Source organism: Streptomyces sp. Go-475 (genome assembly GCF_003330845.1).
GTDB lineage: Bacteria > Actinomycetota > Actinomycetes > Streptomycetales > Streptomycetaceae > Streptomyces.
In genome coordinates, this window is sequence record NZ_CP026121.1 from 3565362 (window position 1) to 3585142 (window position 19781).

The 19781-nt window shown below is 72.8% G+C and carries 20 protein-coding genes and 1 tRNA gene; 8 read left to right on the top strand and 13 right to left on the bottom strand.

All coding sequences use genetic code 11. The features are described 5' to 3' along the window. From cbiQ to C1703_RS16255, 5 genes are all read left to right on the top strand, one after another. Entirely contained in the window at positions 1 to 762 is a 762-nt protein-coding gene (gene cbiQ, locus C1703_RS16235) for a cobalt ECF transporter T component CbiQ (protein WP_114253519.1), read from the top strand. Continuing rightward, the gene (locus tag C1703_RS16240) at positions 750 to 1517 is read left to right on the top strand and encodes an ABC transporter ATP-binding protein (protein ID WP_114253521.1); all 768 of its coding nucleotides are present in this window, start codon (positions 750 to 752) and stop codon (positions 1515 to 1517) included. Before cbiQ ends, C1703_RS16240 begins: the two co-directional genes overlap by 13 nt. 10 nt (positions 1518 to 1527) lie before the next feature. Next, on the top strand, positions 1528 to 2010 hold the full coding sequence (locus C1703_RS16245) for a MarR family transcriptional regulator (protein ID WP_114253523.1): 483 nt from the start codon (positions 1528 to 1530) through the stop codon (positions 2008 to 2010). 107 nt (positions 2011 to 2117) lie between these two features. Continuing rightward, positions 2118 to 2573: an organic hydroperoxide resistance protein gene (locus C1703_RS16250; protein ID WP_114253525.1), complete on the top strand. Its 456-nt coding sequence runs from the start codon at positions 2118 to 2120 to the stop codon at positions 2571 to 2573. A gap of 37 nt (positions 2574 to 2610) precedes the next feature. Beyond that, positions 2611 to 3774, top strand: coding sequence for a serine hydrolase domain-containing protein (locus C1703_RS16255; protein ID WP_114253527.1), 1164 nt, complete (start codon positions 2611 to 2613; stop codon positions 3772 to 3774). Positions 3775 to 3815: 41 nt separating this feature from the next. Here C1703_RS16255 and C1703_RS16260 read toward each other — a convergent pair whose 3' ends face one another. The 5 genes from C1703_RS16260 to C1703_RS16280 form a co-directional block, all read right to left on the bottom strand. Continuing rightward, positions 3816 to 4091, bottom strand: coding sequence for a DUF1876 domain-containing protein (locus C1703_RS16260; protein WP_114257447.1), 276 nt, complete (start codon positions 4089 to 4091; stop codon positions 3816 to 3818). Positions 4092 to 4162: 71 nt separating this feature from the next. Continuing rightward, positions 4163 to 5008: a DMT family transporter gene (locus C1703_RS16265; protein WP_114253529.1), complete on the bottom strand. Its 846-nt coding sequence runs from the start codon at positions 5006 to 5008 to the stop codon at positions 4163 to 4165. Then, on the bottom strand, positions 5005 to 5520 hold the full coding sequence (locus C1703_RS16270; protein ID WP_114253531.1) for a YbaK/EbsC family protein: 516 nt from the start codon (positions 5518 to 5520) through the stop codon (positions 5005 to 5007). The genes C1703_RS16265 and C1703_RS16270 overlap by 4 nt, the downstream gene beginning before the upstream one ends. A 125-nt stretch (positions 5521 to 5645) precedes the next feature. Next, positions 5646 to 7844 carry an MMPL family transporter gene (locus C1703_RS16275; RefSeq protein WP_114253533.1) on the bottom strand — a complete coding sequence of 733 codons (2199 nt, stop codon included), beginning with the start codon at positions 7842 to 7844 and terminating at the stop codon, positions 5646 to 5648. 97 nt (positions 7845 to 7941) lie between these two features. After that, positions 7942 to 8544 (bottom strand): TetR/AcrR family transcriptional regulator, encoded by a 603-nt coding sequence (locus C1703_RS16280; RefSeq protein ID WP_114253535.1) that lies wholly within the window; start codon positions 8542 to 8544, stop codon positions 7942 to 7944. 165 nt (positions 8545 to 8709) lie between these two features. Between C1703_RS16280 and C1703_RS16285 the strand changes: the two genes are divergently transcribed. Continuing rightward, complete coding sequence (locus C1703_RS16285; protein WP_114253537.1) at positions 8710 to 11958, top strand: S41 family peptidase; 3249 nt, start codon at positions 8710 to 8712, stop codon at positions 11956 to 11958. Positions 11959 to 12034: 76 nt separating this feature from the next. On the opposite strand, the gene C1703_RS16290 is transcribed toward C1703_RS16285, so the two are convergent. The 4 genes from C1703_RS16290 to C1703_RS16305 form a co-directional block, all read right to left on the bottom strand. Beyond that, positions 12035 to 12238 (bottom strand): hypothetical protein, encoded by a 204-nt coding sequence (locus tag C1703_RS16290; RefSeq protein WP_114253539.1) that lies wholly within the window; start codon positions 12236 to 12238, stop codon positions 12035 to 12037. Between the two features lie 76 nt (positions 12239 to 12314). Next, a complete protein-coding gene (locus C1703_RS16295) occupies positions 12315 to 13199 on the bottom strand; it encodes an SDR family oxidoreductase (protein WP_114253541.1) in 885 nt (294 codons plus the stop codon). Continuing rightward, complete coding sequence (locus C1703_RS16300; RefSeq protein ID WP_114253543.1) at positions 13196 to 14119, bottom strand: alpha/beta hydrolase; 924 nt, start codon at positions 14117 to 14119, stop codon at positions 13196 to 13198. Before C1703_RS16300 ends, C1703_RS16295 begins: the two co-directional genes overlap by 4 nt. After that, positions 14116 to 15639, bottom strand: coding sequence for an NAD(P)/FAD-dependent oxidoreductase (locus C1703_RS16305; RefSeq protein WP_114253545.1), 1524 nt, complete (start codon positions 15637 to 15639; stop codon positions 14116 to 14118). Before C1703_RS16305 ends, C1703_RS16300 begins: the two co-directional genes overlap by 4 nt. Before the next feature lie 130 nt (positions 15640 to 15769). Between C1703_RS16305 and C1703_RS16310 the strand changes: the two genes are divergently transcribed. After that, positions 15770 to 16411, top strand: a complete 642-nt coding sequence (locus C1703_RS16310; protein ID WP_114253547.1) for a MerR family transcriptional regulator — start codon at positions 15770 to 15772, stop codon at positions 16409 to 16411. On the opposite strand, the gene C1703_RS16315 is transcribed toward C1703_RS16310, so the two are convergent. Beyond that, on the bottom strand, positions 16408 to 17211 hold the full coding sequence (locus C1703_RS16315; protein ID WP_114253549.1) for an exodeoxyribonuclease III: 804 nt from the start codon (positions 17209 to 17211) through the stop codon (positions 16408 to 16410). The genes C1703_RS16310 and C1703_RS16315 overlap by 4 nt on opposite strands. A gap of 60 nt (positions 17212 to 17271) precedes the next feature. Here C1703_RS16315 and C1703_RS16320 point away from each other — a divergent pair, with 60 nt between their 5' ends. Then, a complete protein-coding gene (locus C1703_RS16320; protein ID WP_114253551.1) occupies positions 17272 to 17760 on the top strand; it encodes a GNAT family N-acetyltransferase in 489 nt (162 codons plus the stop codon). A 7-nt stretch (positions 17761 to 17767) separates the two neighbouring features. Here C1703_RS16320 and C1703_RS16325 read toward each other — a convergent pair whose 3' ends face one another. The 3 genes from C1703_RS16325 to glpR form a co-directional block, all read right to left on the bottom strand. Then, positions 17768 to 18217 carry a hypothetical protein gene (locus C1703_RS16325; RefSeq protein WP_114253553.1) on the bottom strand — a complete coding sequence of 150 codons (450 nt, stop codon included), beginning with the start codon at positions 18215 to 18217 and terminating at the stop codon, positions 17768 to 17770. A gap of 151 nt (positions 18218 to 18368) precedes the next feature. Beyond that, positions 18369 to 18442: transfer RNA gene (locus tag C1703_RS16330), tRNA-Ala, on the bottom strand. A gap of 82 nt (positions 18443 to 18524) precedes the next feature. Continuing rightward, the gene (gene glpR / locus C1703_RS16335) at positions 18525 to 19703 is read right to left on the bottom strand and encodes a gephyrin-like molybdotransferase receptor GlpR (RefSeq protein ID WP_114253555.1); all 1179 of its coding nucleotides are present in this window, start codon (positions 19701 to 19703) and stop codon (positions 18525 to 18527) included. Positions 19704 to 19781: the final 78 nt, after the last annotated feature.

The window sequence follows — 19781 nt, forward strand, 5'->3', positions numbered from 1 at the left end:
ATGGGTGCGGGGCACGCGCACAAGCTGTACCGGCACGGGCACTCGCCCGTGCACGGGCTGCCGCCGCACACCAAGCTCGCCGCCGTGTTCGCCTTCGTGGTCGTCGTGGTGTCGACGCCGCGCGAGGCGATGTGGGCGTTCGGGCTGTACGCCGTGCTGCTGGGCGTCGTCGCGGCCGTCGCGCGCGTGCCCGCCGGGTTCCTGCTGCGGCGGCTGCTGATCGAGGTGCCGTTCGTGGCGTTCGCGGTGCTGATGCCGTTCGTGGCGGAGGGCGAGCGGGTCGAGGTCCTCGGGCTGTCCCTGAGCGTGAACGGCCTGTGGGGCGCCTGGAACGTGCTGGCCAAGGGCACGCTCGGCGTCGCCGCCTCCGTACTCCTCGCCGCCACCACCGAACTGCGCGAACTGCTCCTCGGCCTCCAGCGGCTGAAGCTCCCGCCGCTGCTCGTGCAGATCGCGTCCTTCATGATCCGCTACGGCGATGTCATCACGGACGAGATGCGGCGCATGCGGATCGCCCGGGAGTCACGCGGCTTCGAGGCGAAGGGCGTGCGCCACTGGGGCGTGCTGGCCAAGTCCGCGGGCGCGCTGTTCATCCGCTCCTACGAGCGCGGGGAGCGGGTGCACCTGGCCATGGTCAGCCGTGGCTACGCCGGTTCCATGCCGGTGATCGACGAGGTGACCGCGTCCCGGGCGCAGTGGTCGTACGCCCTCGCCCTGCCCTGCGCCGCCCTCCTCGTCTGTCTGCTGGGATGGACCCTGTGACTGCTTCCCTCGAGGTCTCCGGCCTCGCCTTCGCCTACCCCGACGGGCACCAGGCCCTCTTCGGTGTCGACTTCTCCATCGCGCGCGGCGAGCGGGTCGCGCTGCTCGGGCCGAACGGCGCCGGCAAGACGACCCTCGTGCTGCACCTCAACGGCATCCTGACCGGCGGCACCGGCACGGTGAAGGTCGCCGGGCTGCCCGTCGGCAGGCAGCACATGGCGGAGATCCGGCGCCGGGTCGGCATCGTCTTCCAGGACCCGGACGACCAGCTCTTCATGCCGACGGTCCGGGAGGACGTGGCGTTCGGGCCGGCGGCGGCCGGGCTGAAGGGGCCGGAGCTGGAGGAGCGCGTCGACCGGGCGCTGGCGCGGGTGGGCATGGCGGAGTTCAAGGACCGCCCGCCGCACCACCTCTCCTTCGGCCAGCGCCGCCGGGTGGCCGTCGCGACCGTGCTCGCCATGGAGCCGGAGATCCTCGTCCTGGACGAGCCCTCCTCCAACCTGGACCCCGCCTCCCGCCGCGAACTGGCGGACATCCTGCGCTCCCTGGACGTGACCGTGCTGATGGTCACGCACGACCTGCCCTACGCGCTGGAGCTGTGCCCGCGCTCCCTGGTCCTCAGCGAGGGCGTGATCGCCGCGGACGGCCCGACCGCCGAGCTGCTGTCCGACGAGGAGCTGATGCGGGCCCACCGCCTGGAGCTGCCGTTCGGTTTCGATCCGCGTTCCGTGCCGGCCGCCGGGGCCCGTCCGTGACAATGGGCGCGTGACGAACGAGGAGAGCGACGGTCCGCTGCTGCTGGACCAGCAGCTGTGCTTCGCGCTGTACGCCGCCCAGCGCGCGGTGACGGCCGCCTACCGTCCGCTTCTCGACGACCTCGGCCTCACCTACCCGCAGTACCTCGCCCTGCTGGTCCTCTGGGAGCGCGGTGAGACCACGGTCAAGGAACTGGCCGCGGCCCTGCGCCTCGACTACGGCACGGTCTCGCCGCTGCTGAAGCGGCTGGAGGCGGCGGGTCTGCTGCGGCGGGAGCGGTCCGCGCGGGACGAGCGGTCGGTGCTCGTGGCCGTGACCGGGCGCGGTGAGGAGCTCCGGGAGCGCGCGGGGCGGCTGCCCGGGGCCCTGCTGGCGGCGACCGGGCTCGACGAACCGGAGGCGGTACGGCTCCGGGAGGAGCTGTGGCGGCTGGCGGACCGGGCCGGATCGGCGGCGGACCAGGCCGCGTCGGCGGCGGACCAGGCCCGCTGATCTCGGGTTACCCCCGGTTGCTACCCCCTGGTAACAGCGACCTGATTACTGGTCAGTACCTTGTGCACGATGTATTTGCGCGCCTCTGTTCCCGGGGAAGGCCCACCATGACCGACGGCACCGCTGTCGCCACCCACGACACCCGTCCCACGAAGATCATGTACGTCGCCGAGGCCACCGCCCACGGCGGCCGCGAAGGCTATGTCACCAGCCAGGACGGACAGCTCGACCTCAAGGTCGCGATGCCCCCGCAACTCGGCGGCGACGGCAACGGCACCAACCCCGAACAGCTCTTCGCGGCCGGCTACAGCTCCTGCTTCCACAACGCCCTGATCATGGTCGGCAACCGCGAGGGCTACGACCTCACCGGCTCCACGGTCTCCGCGAAGGTCGGCATCGGCCCCAACCAGCAGCGCGGCTACGGCCTCGCGGTCGCCCTCAGCGTCTCCCTCCCGGTCGTCGACCCCGACCTCGCGACCCGGCTGGTGGACGCCGCCCACGAGGTCTGCCCGTACTCCAACGCGACCCGCGGGAACATCGACGTGACGATCCTGCTTGGGTGAAGAGGAGCGAGTCGGCGAGACCAGGAGGGGTACGGACGTGGACGTGCACGGCACAGTGGCCGAGGGCTTCGAGCCGGTGAGGGACGCGTTCGTGAAGAACTTCGCCACGCTCGGGGAGCGGGGCGCGGCCGTCGCCGTCTACCGGGACGGACAGCGGGTCGTCGACCTGTGGGCCGGCACGAAGGACGTCGACGGCACGGCCCCCTGGGAACGCGGCACCGCCCAGGTCGTGCGCTCGGCGACGAAGGGGGTCGCCGCCGCCGTCCTCCTGCTGCTGCACCAGCGCGGACAGCTGGACCTGGACGCGCCGGTGGGCCACTACTGGCCGGAGTTCAAGGCGCGGGGCAAGGAGCGGGTGCTGGTCCGGCACGTGCTCAACCACCGGGCCGGGCTGCCGGTCCTGGACCGGTCCCTCACCCCCGAGCAAGCCCTCGACCCGAGGCGCGGCCCGGAGGCCGTGGCCGCGCAGGCTCCGGCCTGGGAGCCCGGCACCGACCACGGCTACCACGCGCTGACGTACGGCTGGCTGGTCGACGAACTGGTCCGGCGCACCACCGGGCAGGGCACCGGCGAGTGGCTCGCGGCGCAGCTCACCGGCCCGCTGGGCCTGGACCTCTGGCTCGGGCTGCCCGAGGCCGAGGCCGGCCGGGTCGGGCGGGTGGGCCGCGTCGAGGGGCCCGAGCCGACCGGGGCCCTGCGCGCCCGCCCCAAGCGCTCGGTCACCGAGGCCTACCAGGACCCGGCCTCGCTCACCCGCCGGGCCTTCGCCGCGATCACCCCGTTCCCGGAGCAGAACGACCCGGCGTACCGTGCCGCGGCCCTGCCCGCGACCAACGCCATCGCCACGGCCGACGGACTGGCCCGCTTCTACGCGACGCTGATCGGCGACACGGCCGGTGCCGCCCGCCTCCTCACGCCGGAGACGGTGGAGCTGGCCCGGGCCGAGGAGTCGGCGGGCCCCGACCGGGTCCTGGTGGTCGGCACCCGCTTCGGCCTCGGCTACATGCTGCACGGCAGCGCCTCGCCGCTGCTGACCCCGGGCTCCTTCGGCCACCCGGGCCGCGGCGGCGCCCTCGGCTTCGCCGACCCGGAGACCGGCATCGCCTTCGGCTACGTCACCAACGGCTTCCGCAGGACGGTGACGGCGGACCCACGGGCGCAGGGGCTGGTCCGGGCGGTGCGCGGCGTACTCGGCCTCTGAACGCCGGACCTCTGGACACCGAGCCCCGGGACGCCGGACCTCTAGACGTGGATCGGGTGGGAGGTCCGCCCGGACGCCTGGTCGATCTCCTCGTGCGCCTTGGTCAGCAGCCGCATGGCGAGTTCGTTGAGCGCCCGGGCCCCGGCGATCTCCTCCCCGACCCTGGGCTGATTGACGTCGGACCGGTGCCGGCTCGCGTGCCCGTGCGCCCGTACCTCGGTGCCGTCGGGCAGACGGACCAGCGCGGCCGCCCGGGTGTGCTGGTCGTCCTCCATGAACTCCAGCTCGACGTGCCATCCCATTGTGGTGTGCATCATGACGATCACCTCCGGAACACCTAGTTCCAGGGTGCTCCTCGCACTGGTCGTCCGCACCCGCCTGACGCGGCCTAACCGGCGTGCAGCATCAGCCCGATCCCGACGACGAGCAGCCCGGCCGCCGCGATCCTCGGCGCCCCGAACCGCTCCTTGAAGAACACGGCCCCGATCGCCGCGCCCACGATGATGGACGACTCGCGCAGGGCGGCGATGGGCGCCAGCTCGGCCCTGGTCTGTGTCCACAGGACGAGGGCGTAGGCGGCGACGGAGAGCGCGGCGCCGAGCAGTCCGATCGCGGCGAACGGCCGCAGGGTCACCGCGGTCCGCCCGCGCCACCGCCACACGGCATAGGCCGGCACGGCCGTCCCCTGCACGGCCATCAGCCAGGCGATGTACCCGAGGGACGACCCGGAGGCGCGCACGCCCAGCCCGTCGACGACGGTGTACGCCGCTATCGTCAGCCCGGTCGCCAGGGCCGCCCCGATCGCCGCCCAGTCGGGCCGGTGCCCGCGCAGGCCCCACAGGGCGACGCCGGTCAGGCCCGCGCAGGACACGGCGATGCCGGCGGCGGCCCAGCCGTCGGGCACCTCGTGTGCGAAGAGCGCGGCGAGCAGGGTCACGACGAGGGGCGCGGTGCCGCGCGCGATGGGGTAGGCCTGCCCGAAGTCCCCCAGCCGGAAGGACTTCATCAGCAGCGCGTAGTACACGATGTGGATGGCGGCTGAGCCCAGCAGGTACGGCCACGCCCCGGCCGCCGGGAACGCCACGAACGGCGCCAGGGCCAGCCCGATGACGAGCCCTCCGCCCGAGATCAGCGCGAAGCCGGCGAGCTTGTCGGTGATCTTGTGGGCGATGGCGTTCCAGCTGGCGTGGGTGACGGCGGCGAGCAGGACGGCGGTGGTGACCAGCGGCGTCACGGGGTGTGCTCGCGCACGTCCACGAGCGTGCCGCCGGCGTGGCCGACGAGGTCCCGCGGCGCCATCGGGAAGACGGTGTACGGCGTCCCGGCGGCGGCCCAGACGGTGTCGTGCGCGAGGAGGGAGCGGTCGGCGAGCACCCGGGTCCTGGTCCGGTGCCCGAAGGGGGGCACGCCGCCGATGGCGTACCCGGTGGTCTCCCGCACCACATCGGCCCTGGGCCGGGTGACCTTCTCCGCCCCGAGTTCCTTCCGCACGAGCTCGACGTCCACGCGGGAGGCCCCGTCCATGAGCACCAGCACCGGCACCCCGTCCGCCGCGAAGATCAGCGACTTGCAGATCTGGCTCAGCTCGCACCCGAGCGCGGCGGCGGCCTCGGCGGCGGTGCGGGTGACCTCCGGGAACCGGCGGACCTGACCGACCAGTCCCTCCAGCCCGAGACCCCGCAGGGCCTCGACGAAGTGGGGGTGTGCTCCGGAGTTCTCGGCGTCGGTGGCGGCTGTCGTCGTCATGGAGGGCACGGTAGCGGTGGGTGTATGGGGCATGCGAGTGGGTTGTCGGGGCTCCGGGACGGCGAGAGGCCGGTGAGGGTCCCCGTCCCCACGGAGCCCTCACCGGCCGGTCCCTCGGTGTGCCGTCAGGCGTGGACGAGCTTCCTGTCCTCGTCGTCGGCCGTGCGCAGGCCCTCGCCCTCCACGTCCACGTTGGGCAGGACGCGGTCGAGCCACCTGGGCAGCCACCAGGCCCTGCGGCCGAGGAGGGCCAGGACGGCCGGGACGATCGCCATGCGGACGACGAACGCGTCGAAGAAGACCGCGATGGCGAGGCCGAAGCCGATCATCTTGACCATCGACTCGGACGAGCCGATGAAGCCGGCGAAGACGGCCATCATGATGACCGCGGCGGCGGTCACGACCCGCGCGCCGTGCCGGAAGCCGGTGACCACGGCCTGGGCGGGCTTCTCGCCGTGGACGTAGGCCTCCCGCATCCGGGTCACGAGGAACACCTCGTAGTCCATGGCCAGACCGAAGACCACGCCGACCATGAAGATCGGCATCATCGACATGACCGGGCCCGTCTGCTCGACGCCCATGAGGTCCGACAGCCAGCCCCACTGGAACACCGCGACGACCGCGCCGAGCGCCGCCAGCACCGACAGCAGGAAGCCGAGGGCCGCCTTCAGCGGGACCAGGATCGAGCGGAAGACCACGATCAGCAGCAGGAAGGCCAGTCCGACCACGAGGACCAGATACGGCACCAGCGCGTCGTTGAGCTTCTCGCTGACGTCGATGTTCATCGCCGTGCTGCCGGTGACCAGGACGTTCGCGTCCGTGTCGGCCTTGATGCCGGCTCCGGTGTCCCGGATGCCGTGCACCAGGTTCTCCGTCGTGACGGAGGACGGCTTGGAGCCGGGGATGACGGTGATGGTGGCGGTGTCGCCGGCCTTGTTGGGCCGCGGCGGCGTCACCGTCACGACGTCCTTCAGACCCTTGATCTCGTCGCCGGTCGCGGTGAAGGCCGCCTTCGGGTCGTCGCTGCCCTTGGCGTCGACCACGACCATCAGCGGGCCGTTGAAGCCGGGGCCGAAGCCCTCGGACAGCAGGTCGTAGGCGCGGCGCTGCGTGGTGGAGGTGGGCTGGGAGCCGTCGTCGGGCAGGCCCAGTTCCAGGGACGCCGCCGGGACGGCCGCCGCGCCGAGGCCGACGACGCCGAGCAGCAGGACCGCGATCGGCCGGCGGACGACGAAGCTCGCCCAGCGGGTGCCGAGGTTGGGCTTGGCCGGCTTGGCCTGCGCCTTCGCCCGGCCGAGCAGCTTGCCCTTCTCCCCCGCCGGCTTCACCATGCGGCCCGCGTAGCCGAGCAGCGCCGGGATCATGGTCAGGGCGATCAGCACCGCGATGGCGACCGTGCCCGCCGCGGCGATGCCCATCTTCGTCAGCATCGGGATGTTGACGACGGCCAGGCCCACCAGGGCGATCACCACGGTCAGTCCGGCGAAGACGACCGCGGAGCCGGCCGTGCCGACGGCCCGGCCGACCGCCTCCTCGCGGTCGCGGCCCTCGGCCAGTTCGGCGCGGTAGCGGGAGACGATGAACAGGGCGTAGTCGATGCCGACCGCCAGGCCGATCATCATCGCCAGCGTCGAGGTGGTCGAGCCGAGGTCGAGGGTGCCGGCCAGGGCCGTGATCGAGGAGACGCCGATGCCCACGCCGATCAGGGCCGTCAGCAGCGGCAGCCCGGCCGCGACCAGCGAGCCGAAGGTGATGACGAGCACGACCGCGGCGACGGCGATGCCGATGATCTCGCTGGAGCCGGTGTGCGGGACCGCCTGGAGCGCGTCACCGCCGATCTCGACGGTCAGCCCGGTCTTCCGCGCGTCCTGCGCGGTGTCCTGCAGGGCGTCCTTGGCGGCGTCGTCCAGCTCCATGCCGGAGACCTTGTACGACACCTGCGCGTAGGCGATCGTGCCGTCCTTGCTGACGGCCTTCGCCCGGTACGGGTCGGTGACGGAGGCCACCTCGGAGCCGTCGGCCAGCTCCTTCACGGTCTCCTGCACCGTCGCCTTGTTGCCGGGGTCGGTCATCTTCTCGCCGCTCGGCGCCTTGAAGACGACGCGGGCGGTGGCGCCGTCGGCGCTCATGCCCGGGAAGCGCTGTTCCAGCAGGTCGAAGGCCTTCTGGGCCTCGGTGCCGGGGATGGAGAACGAGCTGTTGCCGGCGGCGGGGGCGCTGGCCGCGCCGACACCGGCGAGGGTCAGCAGGGCCACCCATATCAGGGCGACCAGATGGCGTCGCCGGAAGGAGATCCGGCCGAGCGTGTAGAGGAATGTGGCCACGAGGGCGTACTCCCGGTCAGGTCGTGAGGTCTTCAGGGCAGGGGTGATCAGCCCGACGACGTGAGCGGAGACGTCAGGTGGGGGCTAGCTCAGGGGACTAGCGGGTGGGGACGCCGAGGGCGGGGAGGACCACGGCGTCGATGTACGAGGTCAGGAAGGCCCGCGTCGGGGGCTTGTCGTCCAGGACCGCGCAGGTGACGAACGCGCCGAACATCATGTGCACCACGAAGTCCAGCGCCGGGCAGTCCGGACGGACCTCGCCCCGGTCGACGGCACGCCGCAGCACCCGGCGGAAGTCGGCGACCTCCGGCTCGATGATCTGTCTGCGGAACTCGCTGTGCAGGTCCGGGTTGGCGTGCATCGCCATGGCCAGGCCGCGCATCAGCGCGCTGTCCTGCTCCATCCGGGCGTCGTCCGCGCGCCCCAGGAGGGCGTGGAAGTCGCCGCGGAGCGACCCGGTGTCGATCTCGCCGAGGTCCTTGCCCGGCTTGTTGTGCCGGATGGCCTGGACGACCAGCTGCGCCTTGCCGCCCCACTGGCGGTAGAGCGTGGCCTTGCTGGACCGGGTGCGGGCGGCCACGGCGTCCATGGTGAGGGCGTCGTAGCCGACTTCGCGGAGCAGGTCGAGCACGGCCTCGTACAGCTCGGCCTCACGCTCGGGGGTGATCCGACTGCGACGCGCGGTGGCGACCTCAGCCATCTCTCTCACCTTCCTGCTCCGAACGACACGGTTTCGTACGTGACGAATGTAGCGCAGCCCCTATGAGAACGAAACCGTTTCGTACGTGTTCTGGGTCACGAGTCACCCCGGCAAACCGCTTTGTCTGAACTTGCCCCACTCCATCCCCCGGCAAAGCATGAAGACGTGACCTATCTGCGTCTGCCGCACCTCCATGACGACCTGCTGTGCTTCGTGGCCGAGGACGACCTCTGGCTCGCCCCGCTCGACGGCCCCGGCCGTGCCTGGCGGCTCACCGTCGACCGCACCAAGGCCGGCCACCCCCGTTTCTCGCCGGACGGCCGGCACCTCGCGTACACGAGCTGGCGCAGCCTGGTGCCCGAGGTCCACCTCGTTCCCGTGGACGGCGGCCCGGGCCGGCAGGTGAGCCACTGGGGCAGCGCCGACACCCGGGTCTGCGGCTGGACCCCGGACGGCGAGATCCTGGCCGTGGCCTCGCACGGCGAGCCCTTCTCCTACTTCACCTGGGCCTACAAGGTCTCCCCCGACGGCGACCCGGGCCGCAAACTGCCCTGGGGACCGGTCTCCGACATCCAGGTCGCCGACCTGGACGGCGAGCGCAGGACCCTCCTCCTCACGGGCACCCCGCCCCATGAACCGGCCGCCTGGAAGCGCTACCGGGGCGGCGCCACGGGCAGGCTGTGGCTGCACGGCGAGCGGCTGCTCGAAGGCCTGGGCGGCCATCTGCACTCCCCCCTGTTCGTCGGCGGCCGGATCGCGTTCCTCTCCGACCACGAGGGCGTCGGCAACCTCTACTCGTGCGCCTACGACGGCTCCGACCTGCGCCGCCACACCGACCACGACGCCTTCTACGCCCGGCACGCCGCCAGCGACGGCACCCGGGTGGTGTACCAGTGCGCGGGCGACCTGTGGCTGGTGGACGACCTGTCCCCGGGCTCCGAGCCGCGCCGGCTGGACGTCCGGCTGAGCGGGCCGCGCGCCGGGCGGCGCCCGTACCAGGTGGCGGCGTCCCAGCACGTCGACGGGGTGTCGGTCGACGAGACGGGGCGGGCCAGTGCCGTCGTCGTACGCGGCAGCCTGTACTGGCTCACCCACCGGGACGGGCCGGCCCGCACCCTCACCGACACCCCGGGCGTCCGGGTGCGGTTGCCGGAGATGCTCGGCGGGAGCGGCCGGGTGGCGTACGTGACGGACGCGGAGGGCGAGGACGCGATCGAGATCGCCTCCCTGCCCCGGGCGAGCGGCGACCGGGCACCCCGCAGGCTGGCCCGGGGCGCGCTGGGCCGGGTGCGCGAGCTGGTCTCGGACCCGGAGGGCGAACTGCTGGCGGTCGCCTCGCACGACGGGCGACTGCTCCTCGTCGACGTCACGGAGGACTCGGCCGACGAGTCCGGCTCGGCCGGTGAGGTCACCGAGCTGATCCGGTCGATCAACGGGCCCGTGCGCGACCTCGCGTTCTCCCCGGACGGGGCGTGGCTGACCTGGTCGCACCCGGGCATCGGGCGGACGCTGCGGCAGATCAAACTGGCCCGGATCCAGGACCGTTTCGTCGTCGACGTCACCAACGGCCGCTTCGAGGACGAGAACCCGGTCTTCACCCGCGACGGCCGCTACCTCGCCTTCCTGTCCTGGCGCGGCTTCGACCCCGTCTACGACGTGCACACCGGCGACCTGTCCTTCCCGCTGGGCTGCCGCCCCTACCTCGTGCCGCTGTCCTCGGCGACGCCCTCCCCCTTCGCGGTGAACCCGGAGGGCCGCCCGGCCGCCGGGGGCCTGGACCCGGTGGAGGACGACGAGAACGGCGACAGCGGGGCCGTCACCGTCGAGGTCGAGGGCCTGGAGAGCCGGGTCACGCCCTTCCCGGTGGCCGCGTCCAAGTACTCGGCGCTGCACCCGGTGGCGGGCGGCGGCCTGGTCTGGCTGCGCTGGCCGATCTCGGGCGCGCTGGGCGAGACGTTCGCCAACCCGGACGACACCAGCGGCCGGCCGACCCTGGAGCACTTCGGCATCACCAAGGCCAAGAAGTCCGAACTCGCCCAGCACCTCGACTGGTTCGCGGTCAGCGGCGACGGCAGCCGGCTGGTGATCGTCGACGAGGGCGAGCTGCGCGCGGTGCCGTCCCACGAGCCGGGCGACGCCGACTCGACGGTGTGGATCGACGCGCGCCGCATCCTGCACACGGTCGACCCGGCGGCGGAGTGGCGGCAGGCGTACGAGGAGGCCGGGCGGCTGATCCGGGCCTACTTCTGGGATCCGGGCATGTGCGGCATCGACTGGGACGGGGTGCTGGACCAGTACCGTCCGCTGGTCGAACGGGTCGCGTCCCCGGACGAGTTCGCGGACCTGCTGCGCGAGGTGCTGGGCGAGCTGGGCACCTCCCACGCGTACGTCTCCCCCGCCCGGCGCAACGAGGGCCCGCCGCACTACCAGCGCCGGCAGGGCCTGCTGGGCGCCAACTTCGTACGCCGGGACGGCGGCTGGGTGGTCAGGCGGATCCTGCCCGGCGACTCCTCCGACTCCAAGGCCCGCTCCCCGCTGGCCGGTACGGGCATCCGGGAGGGCGCGCTCCTCACCCATGTCGACGGCCGCCCGGTGGATCCGGACGCGGGTCCGTACCCGCTGCTGGCCGGTGCGGGCGGGACGACGGTGGAGCTGACCTTCTCCCCCGCGGAGGGTGCGGGTCCGCCCCGGCGGGTCGCGGTCGTGCCGCTGGTCGACGAGCGGCCGCTGCGCTACCAGGACTGGGTGGCGAAACGGCGTGCGGTGGTGCGGGAGTTGAGCGGGGGCCGCTGCGGCTATCTGCACATCCCGGACATGGGCGGGTCGGGCTGGGCGCAGTTCAACCGGGACCTGCGCATGGAGGTGTCCCGGCCCGCGCTGATCGTGGACGTGCGCGGCAACGCCGGCGGTCACATCAGCGAGCTGGTCATCGAGACGCTGAGCCGCACGATCCTGGGCTGGGACCTGACCCGGGACGCCCAGCCGGTGTCGTACACCTCGAACGCGCCGCGCGGCCCGGTGGTGGCCCTGGCCGACGAGGCGACCTCCTCCGACGGCGACATGATCACCGCCGCGTTCAAGCTGCTGAAGCTCGGCCCGGTCGTCGGGCAGCGCACCTGGGGCGGCGTGGTCGGCATGACCGGCCGCCACGAGCTGGGCGACGGCACGGTGATCACGGTGCCGATGAACGCGGCCTGGTTCGACGCCTACGGCTGGTCGGTGGAGAACAAGGGCGTCGCCCCCGACATCGACGTCCTGCGCACCCCGCTGGACTGGGCCGAGGGGCGGCACGCCCAGCTGACCGACGCGGTCGAACTCGCCCTGGGGCTGCTGGAGACGAACCCGCCCGCGACGCCGCCCACCTACAGCGACGTACCGGACCGCTCCCGTCCGAAGCTGCCGCCCAGGGCGTGACGCACAGGGAAACGGGCGGCCACAGGGGAAAGGGGCGCCCCGCACGGGAGCGCCCCGGTCCGCTCAGCACGCGTCGTCAGGCGTCGTAGTCCTGGTCGAAGCGGTCCTCCTGCTCGCGCTCACGGTCACGCTCGCGGTCGCGCTGCGGCTGCGAGGGGTCCATGTCCTCGTCACGCCGGCGGCCACGGCCCTGCATCTGCTCGCGAGCCTGGTCCGCCTTCTGACGGGCCTGGTTCTGCCACTGCTCGGACTTCTCCTGGAACTGGTCCTTCATACCCATGTGGGTTCACTCCCGTTGGGGGTGAGGGGATCTGGCTCGTTCAGATTCACACGGGTCGTGACCCTGCGCATGTCGATCACTTACGGAGCGTAGTGCGCTGCTGTTCGTCGGCCGCTCCACCCGCTCCGACCAGGCCCGTGCGCATGCCCGTGAGCCGGTCCGCGAACCGCTGCATCTCCCGCTGCCCCACCGTCCCGATCACCCCGGGCAGGTAGCCGCGCACGCCCTGCATCCCGCGCAGCCACCACTGCCCGTACACATGGCTGGACCGCCGCTCGATCCCGGCCACGAGCCGGTCCACGGCCGGGCCCAGCGGGTAGGTCTTGTTCGACGGCCAGGGCAGCCGCTGCCGCAACTCCCGCATGACGTCGTCCTGGTCGGCCCCGCGCACCATGTCGGTGTCGGTCCACGACAGGTACCCGACGCCGACCTTCACGCCCCGGTACCCGACCTCGGCGCGCAGGCTGTGCGCGTACGCCTCCACGCCCGACTTGGACGCGCAGTACGCGGTCATCATCGGCGCCGGCGTGATCGCGGCGAGGGACGCGATCTGCAGCAGGTAACCCCGGCTCTCCAGCAGCATCGGCAGGAACGCGCGGGCGGTCACCGCCGAGCCGACCAGGTTGACCTCGATGACCCGCCGCCAGGACTCCGGGTCGGAGTCGGCGAACGGACCCCCGGTCGCCACACCGGCGTTGGCGACGACGATGTCGACCCGGCCGAACCGCTCCTTGACCTCCTCGGCGACCCGGGCCATCGCCTCGTGGTCGGTGACGTCGGCGTGCCAGTGGTCGCTGTCGCTGTGCAGCCGCCCGGAGACCTGCTTGAGCGCGTCCGGCTCCAGGCCCACCAGGGCGATCCGCACGCCCCTTGCGGAGAGCTTGCGGGCCAGCAGCTCCCCGACGCCGCGCGCCGCCCCGGTCACCACGGCGACCCTGCCTTCGAGGCTCACCCTGCTCATGCGCTCTCCTCGGATACGACCTGGATGTGTGTGGTGACGAGCTCGCGTATCTTCCCGGTGACCAGCTCGGGCGCCTCGATCGGGGTCATGTGGCCGATGCCGGGCAGCTCGGTGAACCCGGTGCACCGCGGCAGCGCCTCGCACAGGGCCCGGGCCTGCGCCGGCGGGGTCAGCCGGTCCGCCGTACCGACGACGACGGCCGTGGGCACCGTCAACTCCCGTACCCCGTGGTCGAGGTCGAGCAGGTCCAGCACCTGCGACCAGCTGTGCCGGACCTGGCGGGGGCAGGCGTGCACGATCCGGGCGCAGGCCTCGACCATGTGGGGGGCCGAACCGGGGCCCATGGTCCCGTACTTGAGGATCTGCCGGGCCAGGGGCGTGACCGGCCCGAGCGGGGCGCGCGAGCCGAGGATCCGCCGGGTCAGCCAGGTCCGCGCCCGCCCGGGGCGCAGCGGGACGACGGTGGCGGCCGCGACCAGTTGCGAACTGCCCGTGCTGCACAGCAGGACGGCGGCCGCGTGCGCCCGGAAGGCGGCTCTCCCGGAGGCCGCCATCACGGTCATGCCGCCCATGGAGTGCCCGGCGATCACGGCCTGTTCGCCCGGGGCGAGGGTGGCGTCGAGGACGGCTTCCAGGTCGTCGGCGAGCGCGTCGGTGCTGCACGCCGGGCTCGCGGGGCTGCGTCCGTGGCCGCGCTGGTCGTAGGCGATGACCCGGTGGTCGGCGGCCAGGTCGCGGATCTGCGCGGCCCAGAAGGCGGTGGAGCAGGTCCAGCCGTGGGCGAGGACGACGGCGGGGGCGTCCTCGGGGCCGTGGATCTCGACGTGCAGCCGGGCGCCGTCGGCGGAGACGGCGGTCAGCTCGCGCACGGGGACGGGCGGCGCGTACGGCCCGGACTCGACGTGGAGGAGACGGCTCACGCGTCCACCCCGGCCTTCTCCGCGGCGTGCTCCTCGCTCGTCCCGGCCACGGGCGGCCGCAGGACGTCGTACTCCGCGAGGTCCACCCGCCTCGTCGCCCGCCGGAACTCGGCGGTCGTGCCGGGCCAGATGGTGGTGTTGCGGCCGCTCGCGTCGAGGTACCAGCTGGTGCAGCCGCCGGTGTTCCAGACGGTGCGCTTCATGCGCTCCTGGACCCGGTGGTTCCAGGCGCTCACGGCGCCCGGGCGGGCGTCGAGGGCGACCCGGCCGCCCAGGACGTCGAGCGTGCGGACGTAGTCGGCCAGGTAGTTCAGCTGGGACTCGATCATCAGGATCATCGAGGAGTTCCCGAGGCCCGTGTTGGGCCCGATGATCGTCATCCAGTTCGGGAAGCCGACCGCGGAGGCGCCGCGCAGGGCCTCCATGCCGCCCTTCCAGGTCTCGGCGAGGGTCCGCCCGTCGGCGCCGACGACCCGTTCGGCGATGGGCATGTCGGTGACGTGGAAGCCCGTGCCGAACACGATCGCGTCCACCTCGGCCTCACTGCCGTCGGCGGCGACCAGGGTCGAGCCACGCACCTCGGCGAGCCCGCTCGCGACGACGTCCACATGGGGCTGCGCGAGCGCCGGGTAGTAGTCGCTGGACAGCAGGATCCGCTTGCAGCCGATGCGGTAGTCCGGGGTGAGCTTCGCCCGCAGCGCCGGGTCCTTGATGGCCCGGGCCATGTTGCGCCTGGCCAGCTGCTCGACGAAGCCCAGCTCGTTCGGGCGCTTGGTGAACGCCTGGACCTGCAGCTCCCGGATGCCCCACAGCAGTCCGCGCCGCAGCTGCGAGGTGAAGGGCAGTTGCCGGTGGAGCCACCGCTCGGTACCGCTGATGGCCCGGTCCATGCGCGGCAGGACCCATGGCGGGGTGCGTTGGAAGAGGGTGAGCCGGGAGACGTCCTGCTGGACGGCCGGCACGATCTGGATGGCCGAGGCGCCGGTGCCGACCATGGCGACGCGCTTGCCGCGCAGGTCGTAGTCGTGGTCCCAGCGGGCGGAGTGGAAGACCTTGCCCGGGAAGGAGTCGAGGCCGGGGATGTCCGGCACCTTCGGGTCGGACAGCGGCCCGGTCGCCGACACGACGAGGTCGGCGGAGAGGTTCCCGCTGCTGGTCTCGATGTCCCAGCACAGCCGCTCGGCGTTCCAGCTCATCCGCTTCACCTCCGAGTCGAAGCGGAGGTGCGGCCGCAGGCGGAACGTGTCGGCCACGTGCTCCAGGTAGGCCCGGATGTGCTCCTGCCCCGAGAACGTGCGCGGCCAGTCAGGGTTGGGCGCGAAGGAGAACGAGTACAGGTGCGACGGCACGTCGCAGGCGCACCCCGGGTAGCTGTTGTCCCGCCAGGTGCCGCCGACGCCGCTCGCCCGCTCCAGGACGACGAAGTCGGTGACGCCCTCGCGCCGGAGCCGCACGGCGGCCCCCAGCCCGCCGAACCCGGACCCGACCACCGCGACCCGCACGTGCTCGCGCTCGCCCATGCCGACACCTCCACACACCACGAGAACCGCGCCAGTGAACACTGGCGCAATGGGAGAGTAGGGCAGCACCGTACCGATGGGTAGGGGGCGGACGGGGAAAGTTACCCCCGGTACGCCTTAAGGTGCCCAGGTGTCAGAGAAGCGTGAATACCGCATGGAAGAGCTGGCCCGCCTGGCCGGGATCACGGTGCGCACCCTGCGCTTCTACCGCGAACGCAAGCTGATCCCGCCACCCCGCCGCGAGGGCCGGATCGCCTGGTACGACGACGAGCACCTGGCCCGGCTGCGCACGATCACCGCCCTGCTGGAACGCGGTCACACCCTCAGCGGCATCGCGGAGCTGGCGGAAGCCTTCGACCACGGCCGGGACGTCGGCGACCTGCTCGGCGTCGGCGCGCCGACCGAGGAGGAGCCGGTCCACCTCACCCCCGAGGAACTCGCCGACCACTTCGCGGGCGAGGCCACCCCCGAGAACCTCGCCGCCGCGATGGAACTGGGCTACCTCGGCGCCGACGGCGGCGAGATCGTCCACATCAGCCGCCGGCTCCTGGACGTCTCCTTGGCCCTGGTCCGCGAGGGCATCCCCCTCGCGGAGGTCCTCGCCGCGGCCAAGCAGGTCCGCACCCACGCCGACGCCCTCGCCGAACTCTTCACCGACCTGGTCCTGCGCCACGCCTCCGAAACCGACCTGCCCCGCCTGCGCCCGCTGGCCCGGAGCGTGGTGGAGGCGGAACTGTCACTCGCGCTGGACCGCAGGACGCGCAGGCCCTAACGCTCGTAGACGACGGTCACCGGCGCGTGGTCGGACCACCGCTCGGCGTGCGTCGCGGCCCGCTCCACGAACCCCTTCACCGCCCGCCCGGCGAGCCCCGGGGTGGCCACGTGGTAGTCGATCCGCCAGCCGGTGTCGTTGTCGAAGGCCCGCCCGCGGTACGACCACCAGGAGTACGGCCCCTCGGTGTCCGGGTGCAGGGCGCGCACGACGTCGACGTAGCCGCCGTCGGCCGGGTCGAGGACGCGGCCGAGCCACTCGCGCTCCTCGGGCAGGAACCCGGAGTTCTTGGTGTTGCCGCGCCAGTTCTTCAGGTCGGCCCGCTGGTGGGCGATGTTCCAGTCGCCGCAGACCAGCACCTCGCGCCCGTCGGCGGCGGCCCGCTCCCGGAGCCCCTTCAGATAGGCGAGGAACTCGCCCATGAAGCGCTCCTTCTCGTCCTGCCGCTCGGTGCCGACCTCACCCGAGGGCAGATACAGCGAGGCGACGGTGACCCCGGGCAGGTCGGCCTCCACGTACCGCCCGCTGCCGTCGAACTCGGCGGACCCGAAACCCACCTGGACGCGGTCGGGCTCGCGCCGGCTGTACAGCGACACCCCGGCCCGCCCCTTGGCGGCGGCCGGCGCGTGCGTCACGTGCCAGCCCTCGGGGGCGCGGACCTGCTCGGGCAGCTGCCCCGGCTCGGCCCGCACCTCCTGCAGGCACAGCACGTCGGCCGAGGTCTCGGCGAGCCACTCCACGAAGCCCTTCTTCGCGGCGGCCCGCAGCCCGTTCACATTCACAGAGGTCACAGTGAGCACCCGGGCACGATACCCGCACTCTGGACGGAGTCCAGTTCCGGATCACATACCGTGGTTGGCATGCACATACGCCGGGTCTCCTTCGACCACCCCGACGCCGTGAAGCTCAACGACGAGGTCCAGGCCGAGTACGCCGCCCGCTACGGCGACGACGGCGACGCCACGGAGATGGCCGCGGCGGACTTCGAGCCGCCGAACGGCATCTACCTGATCGCGTACGACGAGCACGGCGCCCCGGTCGCCTCCGGCGGCTGGCGCGCGCAGGACGCGAACGACGAGGGCAACCAGGACGGCGACGCCGAGCTCAAGCGCATGTACGTGATCGAGCAGGTGCGCGGCAGGGGCCTCGCCCGCCGCATCCTGGCCGCCCTGGAGGAGGACGCCCGGGCCGCCGGCCGCGTCCGGATGGTCCTGGAGACCGGCACCAAGCAGCCCGAGGCCATCGCCCTGTACACGTCCAGCGGCTACGAGCCGTGCGCCAAGTTCGGCTACTACCGCCACTACGAGTCGAGCCGCTGCTTCGCGAAGCAGCTCCGGCCCGCCGACTGACGGGTGCTCAGCGACCGCCCCGGCCGCGGCCCTTGTCCCGCGCGGCGCGCCGCCCCCTTCGGTGCCGCCACCACTCGGTCACCGAGCCGGTCTCGCCCCGCATGTGCGGCGGCACCAGTACCTTCGGCCAGTTGAACCACGCGATCGTCACATGCAGCAGCAGCCAGGGGTACGAGCCCACGAGGAAGACCCCGCCGACATCGAACACGGCGGGTCCCGCGCCGTCCGCGGCGACGGCGACGGCGGCGACCGCGATCGTCAGGCAGACCAGCCAGGCGGCGAGGGCGACGATGCCACGCTCGTGCCCGCGCATGACCGAGGGGTTCCACGAGTACCCGAAGGAGATGTCGGGCGCCCGGCCGGAGCCGGTCCAGTGCAGCCACGCCGCCCGGACGAGGAACACGTTCATCCCGCCCGCGACGACGGCGGCGACGGTGTCGGGAACGAGGTGAGCCACAGCACCTCCGCGGCGAGCGCACCGGGCAGATGCCCCAGTATCCGCGGCGGGCTCGTCAAGAAGATCCACGGCCGGACCAAGCTTGGGCAAGCACGTGGCGCTGAACACACGTCAGAGCCCGGTCGGTTTCCCGACCGGGCTCTGAGCTGCGTGGACCTGAGGGGATTTGAACCCCTGGCCCCCTCGATGCGAACGAGGTGCGCTACCGGACTGCGCCACAGGCCCTTGCAACGAGTGAAACTCTAGCACCCCGATCGGCCTGCTTGGAAATCCGTTCCCCAGGGGCGGTCACCTGCGGGTTCGCGGGCTACTCGTTGGCGGCCCGGGGCCGCTCGCCGTCCTCGTACTGGTCGAACAGCGGCGTGCGCCCGCGCTCCCGGGCCCGTCGCGCCGAGGCCGCCCGGCGGGCGTCGGTGCGCCCGTCGTCGTCCGTTCTGTCCTGCGGGCGGGGGTCCGCCTCGTCCTGGTCCGCGGCCTCGGCCTCGCGCTCCGCGTCCGGGGTGACCGCGCTGGAGCGGGCGGAGCTCCACGTGTCGGGGGCGCCGAGGTCCACGTCGCTGGTGGCCCGGGGCGCGACGGGTGCGGTCACGTACGTCGGCAGGGGCACCGGCACCGGCTCCCAGCTCTCGCCCTGGCCGGGCCGCCGCTGCCGCTCGCGCTGCTGGTCGACCCACTCCGCGTGGTCGGTCTGCTCGACGAGCGCGCGCCGGTCCGCCGCGAGGGCCGACAGGCCGGGGTCGGTCACCGGCTCGGGTCCCTCCTCCGGGTCGTCGCTCTCCTCGTCGGCCGAGGCGCGCCGGCGGGGCTGGCGCTGCCGCTCCCGCAGCCGCTGGGCCGCGGCCTCGGCCCGGCGGCGGTCCATCTGGTAGGCGAAGCGGCGGCGCTCCTGGGTGCGCAGGTACGCGATGTACACGCTGAGCATGACGGCGGGCACGCCGGGGGCCCACAGGAACGCGAGCCCGCCGACCGCGGCGACGATCGCACCGACGGTGAAGGCGAGGAACAGCATGGTGGTGGTGCGCCGACGGCGCGCGAGCACCTTCGAGCGCCGGGCCCGTGCCGCGGCCGCCTGGGCCTGCGGTGACACACCGCGCCGGGCCGCCGGCACGCGGCTGCCCGCGCGCCCGGGCCCCGCCGCGTTCGGTGCGGGCGGTGCCGGGCGGGCCGGCTGCTCGGGTGCGGGCGACGGGAGGGGCGCCTGGGTCTGCGGACGCGTCTTGGACACGGCGAAGGCCCGGACGTCCACCGATTCGGTGGCGTCCAGGTCGTCGGCGTCCTGCTCCCCCTCCTCGGTGGAGCGCGCCCGCAGGTCCCTGGCGTACCGGCGCTCCATGGCCGCCTTTCCGGACAGGAGCCGGATGGCGGTGCTGAAGCGTTCCGTCGGACGGGCCTCGTTCAGCTCGTCCTGCCTACGGAGCCACATCGGCACCAAGTAGGCGGCCCAGGCCCCGACAATGACTGCGTAGATGAGGCCGCTGCTGCTCACGCCTCACACCGTAGAGGGGTTTGCGTGAGGCCATCCGCCAATTGAGCCGGTGTGTCGCACGATCTGGCTGATATTTCG

Bases quoted from the DNA above. Each gene is read 5' to 3' on its own strand.
- C1703_RS16270 (WP_114253531.1), bottom strand. From the start codon at position 5,520: ATGACGACGACAGCCGCCACCGACGCCGAGAACTCCGGAGCACACCCC.
- C1703_RS16280 (WP_114253535.1), bottom strand. From the start codon at position 8,544: ATGGCTGAGGTCGCCACCGCGCGTCGCAGTCGGATCACCCCCGAGCGT.
- C1703_RS16260 (WP_114257447.1), bottom strand. From the start codon at position 4,091: ATGATGCACACCACAATGGGATGGCACGTCGAGCTGGAGTTCATGGAG.
- C1703_RS16320 (WP_114253551.1), top strand. From the start codon at position 17,272: ATGCACATACGCCGGGTCTCCTTCGACCACCCCGACGCCGTGAAGCTC.
- C1703_RS16295 (WP_114253541.1), bottom strand. From the start codon at position 13,199: ATGAGCAGGGTGAGCCTCGAAGGCAGGGTCGCCGTGGTGACCGGGGCG.
- cbiQ (WP_114253519.1), top strand. From the start codon at position 1: ATGGGTGCGGGGCACGCGCACAAGCTGTACCGGCACGGGCACTCGCCC.
- C1703_RS16240 (WP_114253521.1), top strand. From the start codon at position 750: ATGGACCCTGTGACTGCTTCCCTCGAGGTCTCCGGCCTCGCCTTCGCC.
- C1703_RS16290 (WP_114253539.1), bottom strand. From the start codon at position 12,238: ATGGGTATGAAGGACCAGTTCCAGGAGAAGTCCGAGCAGTGGCAGAAC.
- C1703_RS16250 (WP_114253525.1), top strand. From the start codon at position 2,118: ATGACCGACGGCACCGCTGTCGCCACCCACGACACCCGTCCCACGAAG.
- C1703_RS16305 (WP_114253545.1), bottom strand. From the start codon at position 15,639: ATGGGCGAGCGCGAGCACGTGCGGGTCGCGGTGGTCGGGTCCGGGTTC.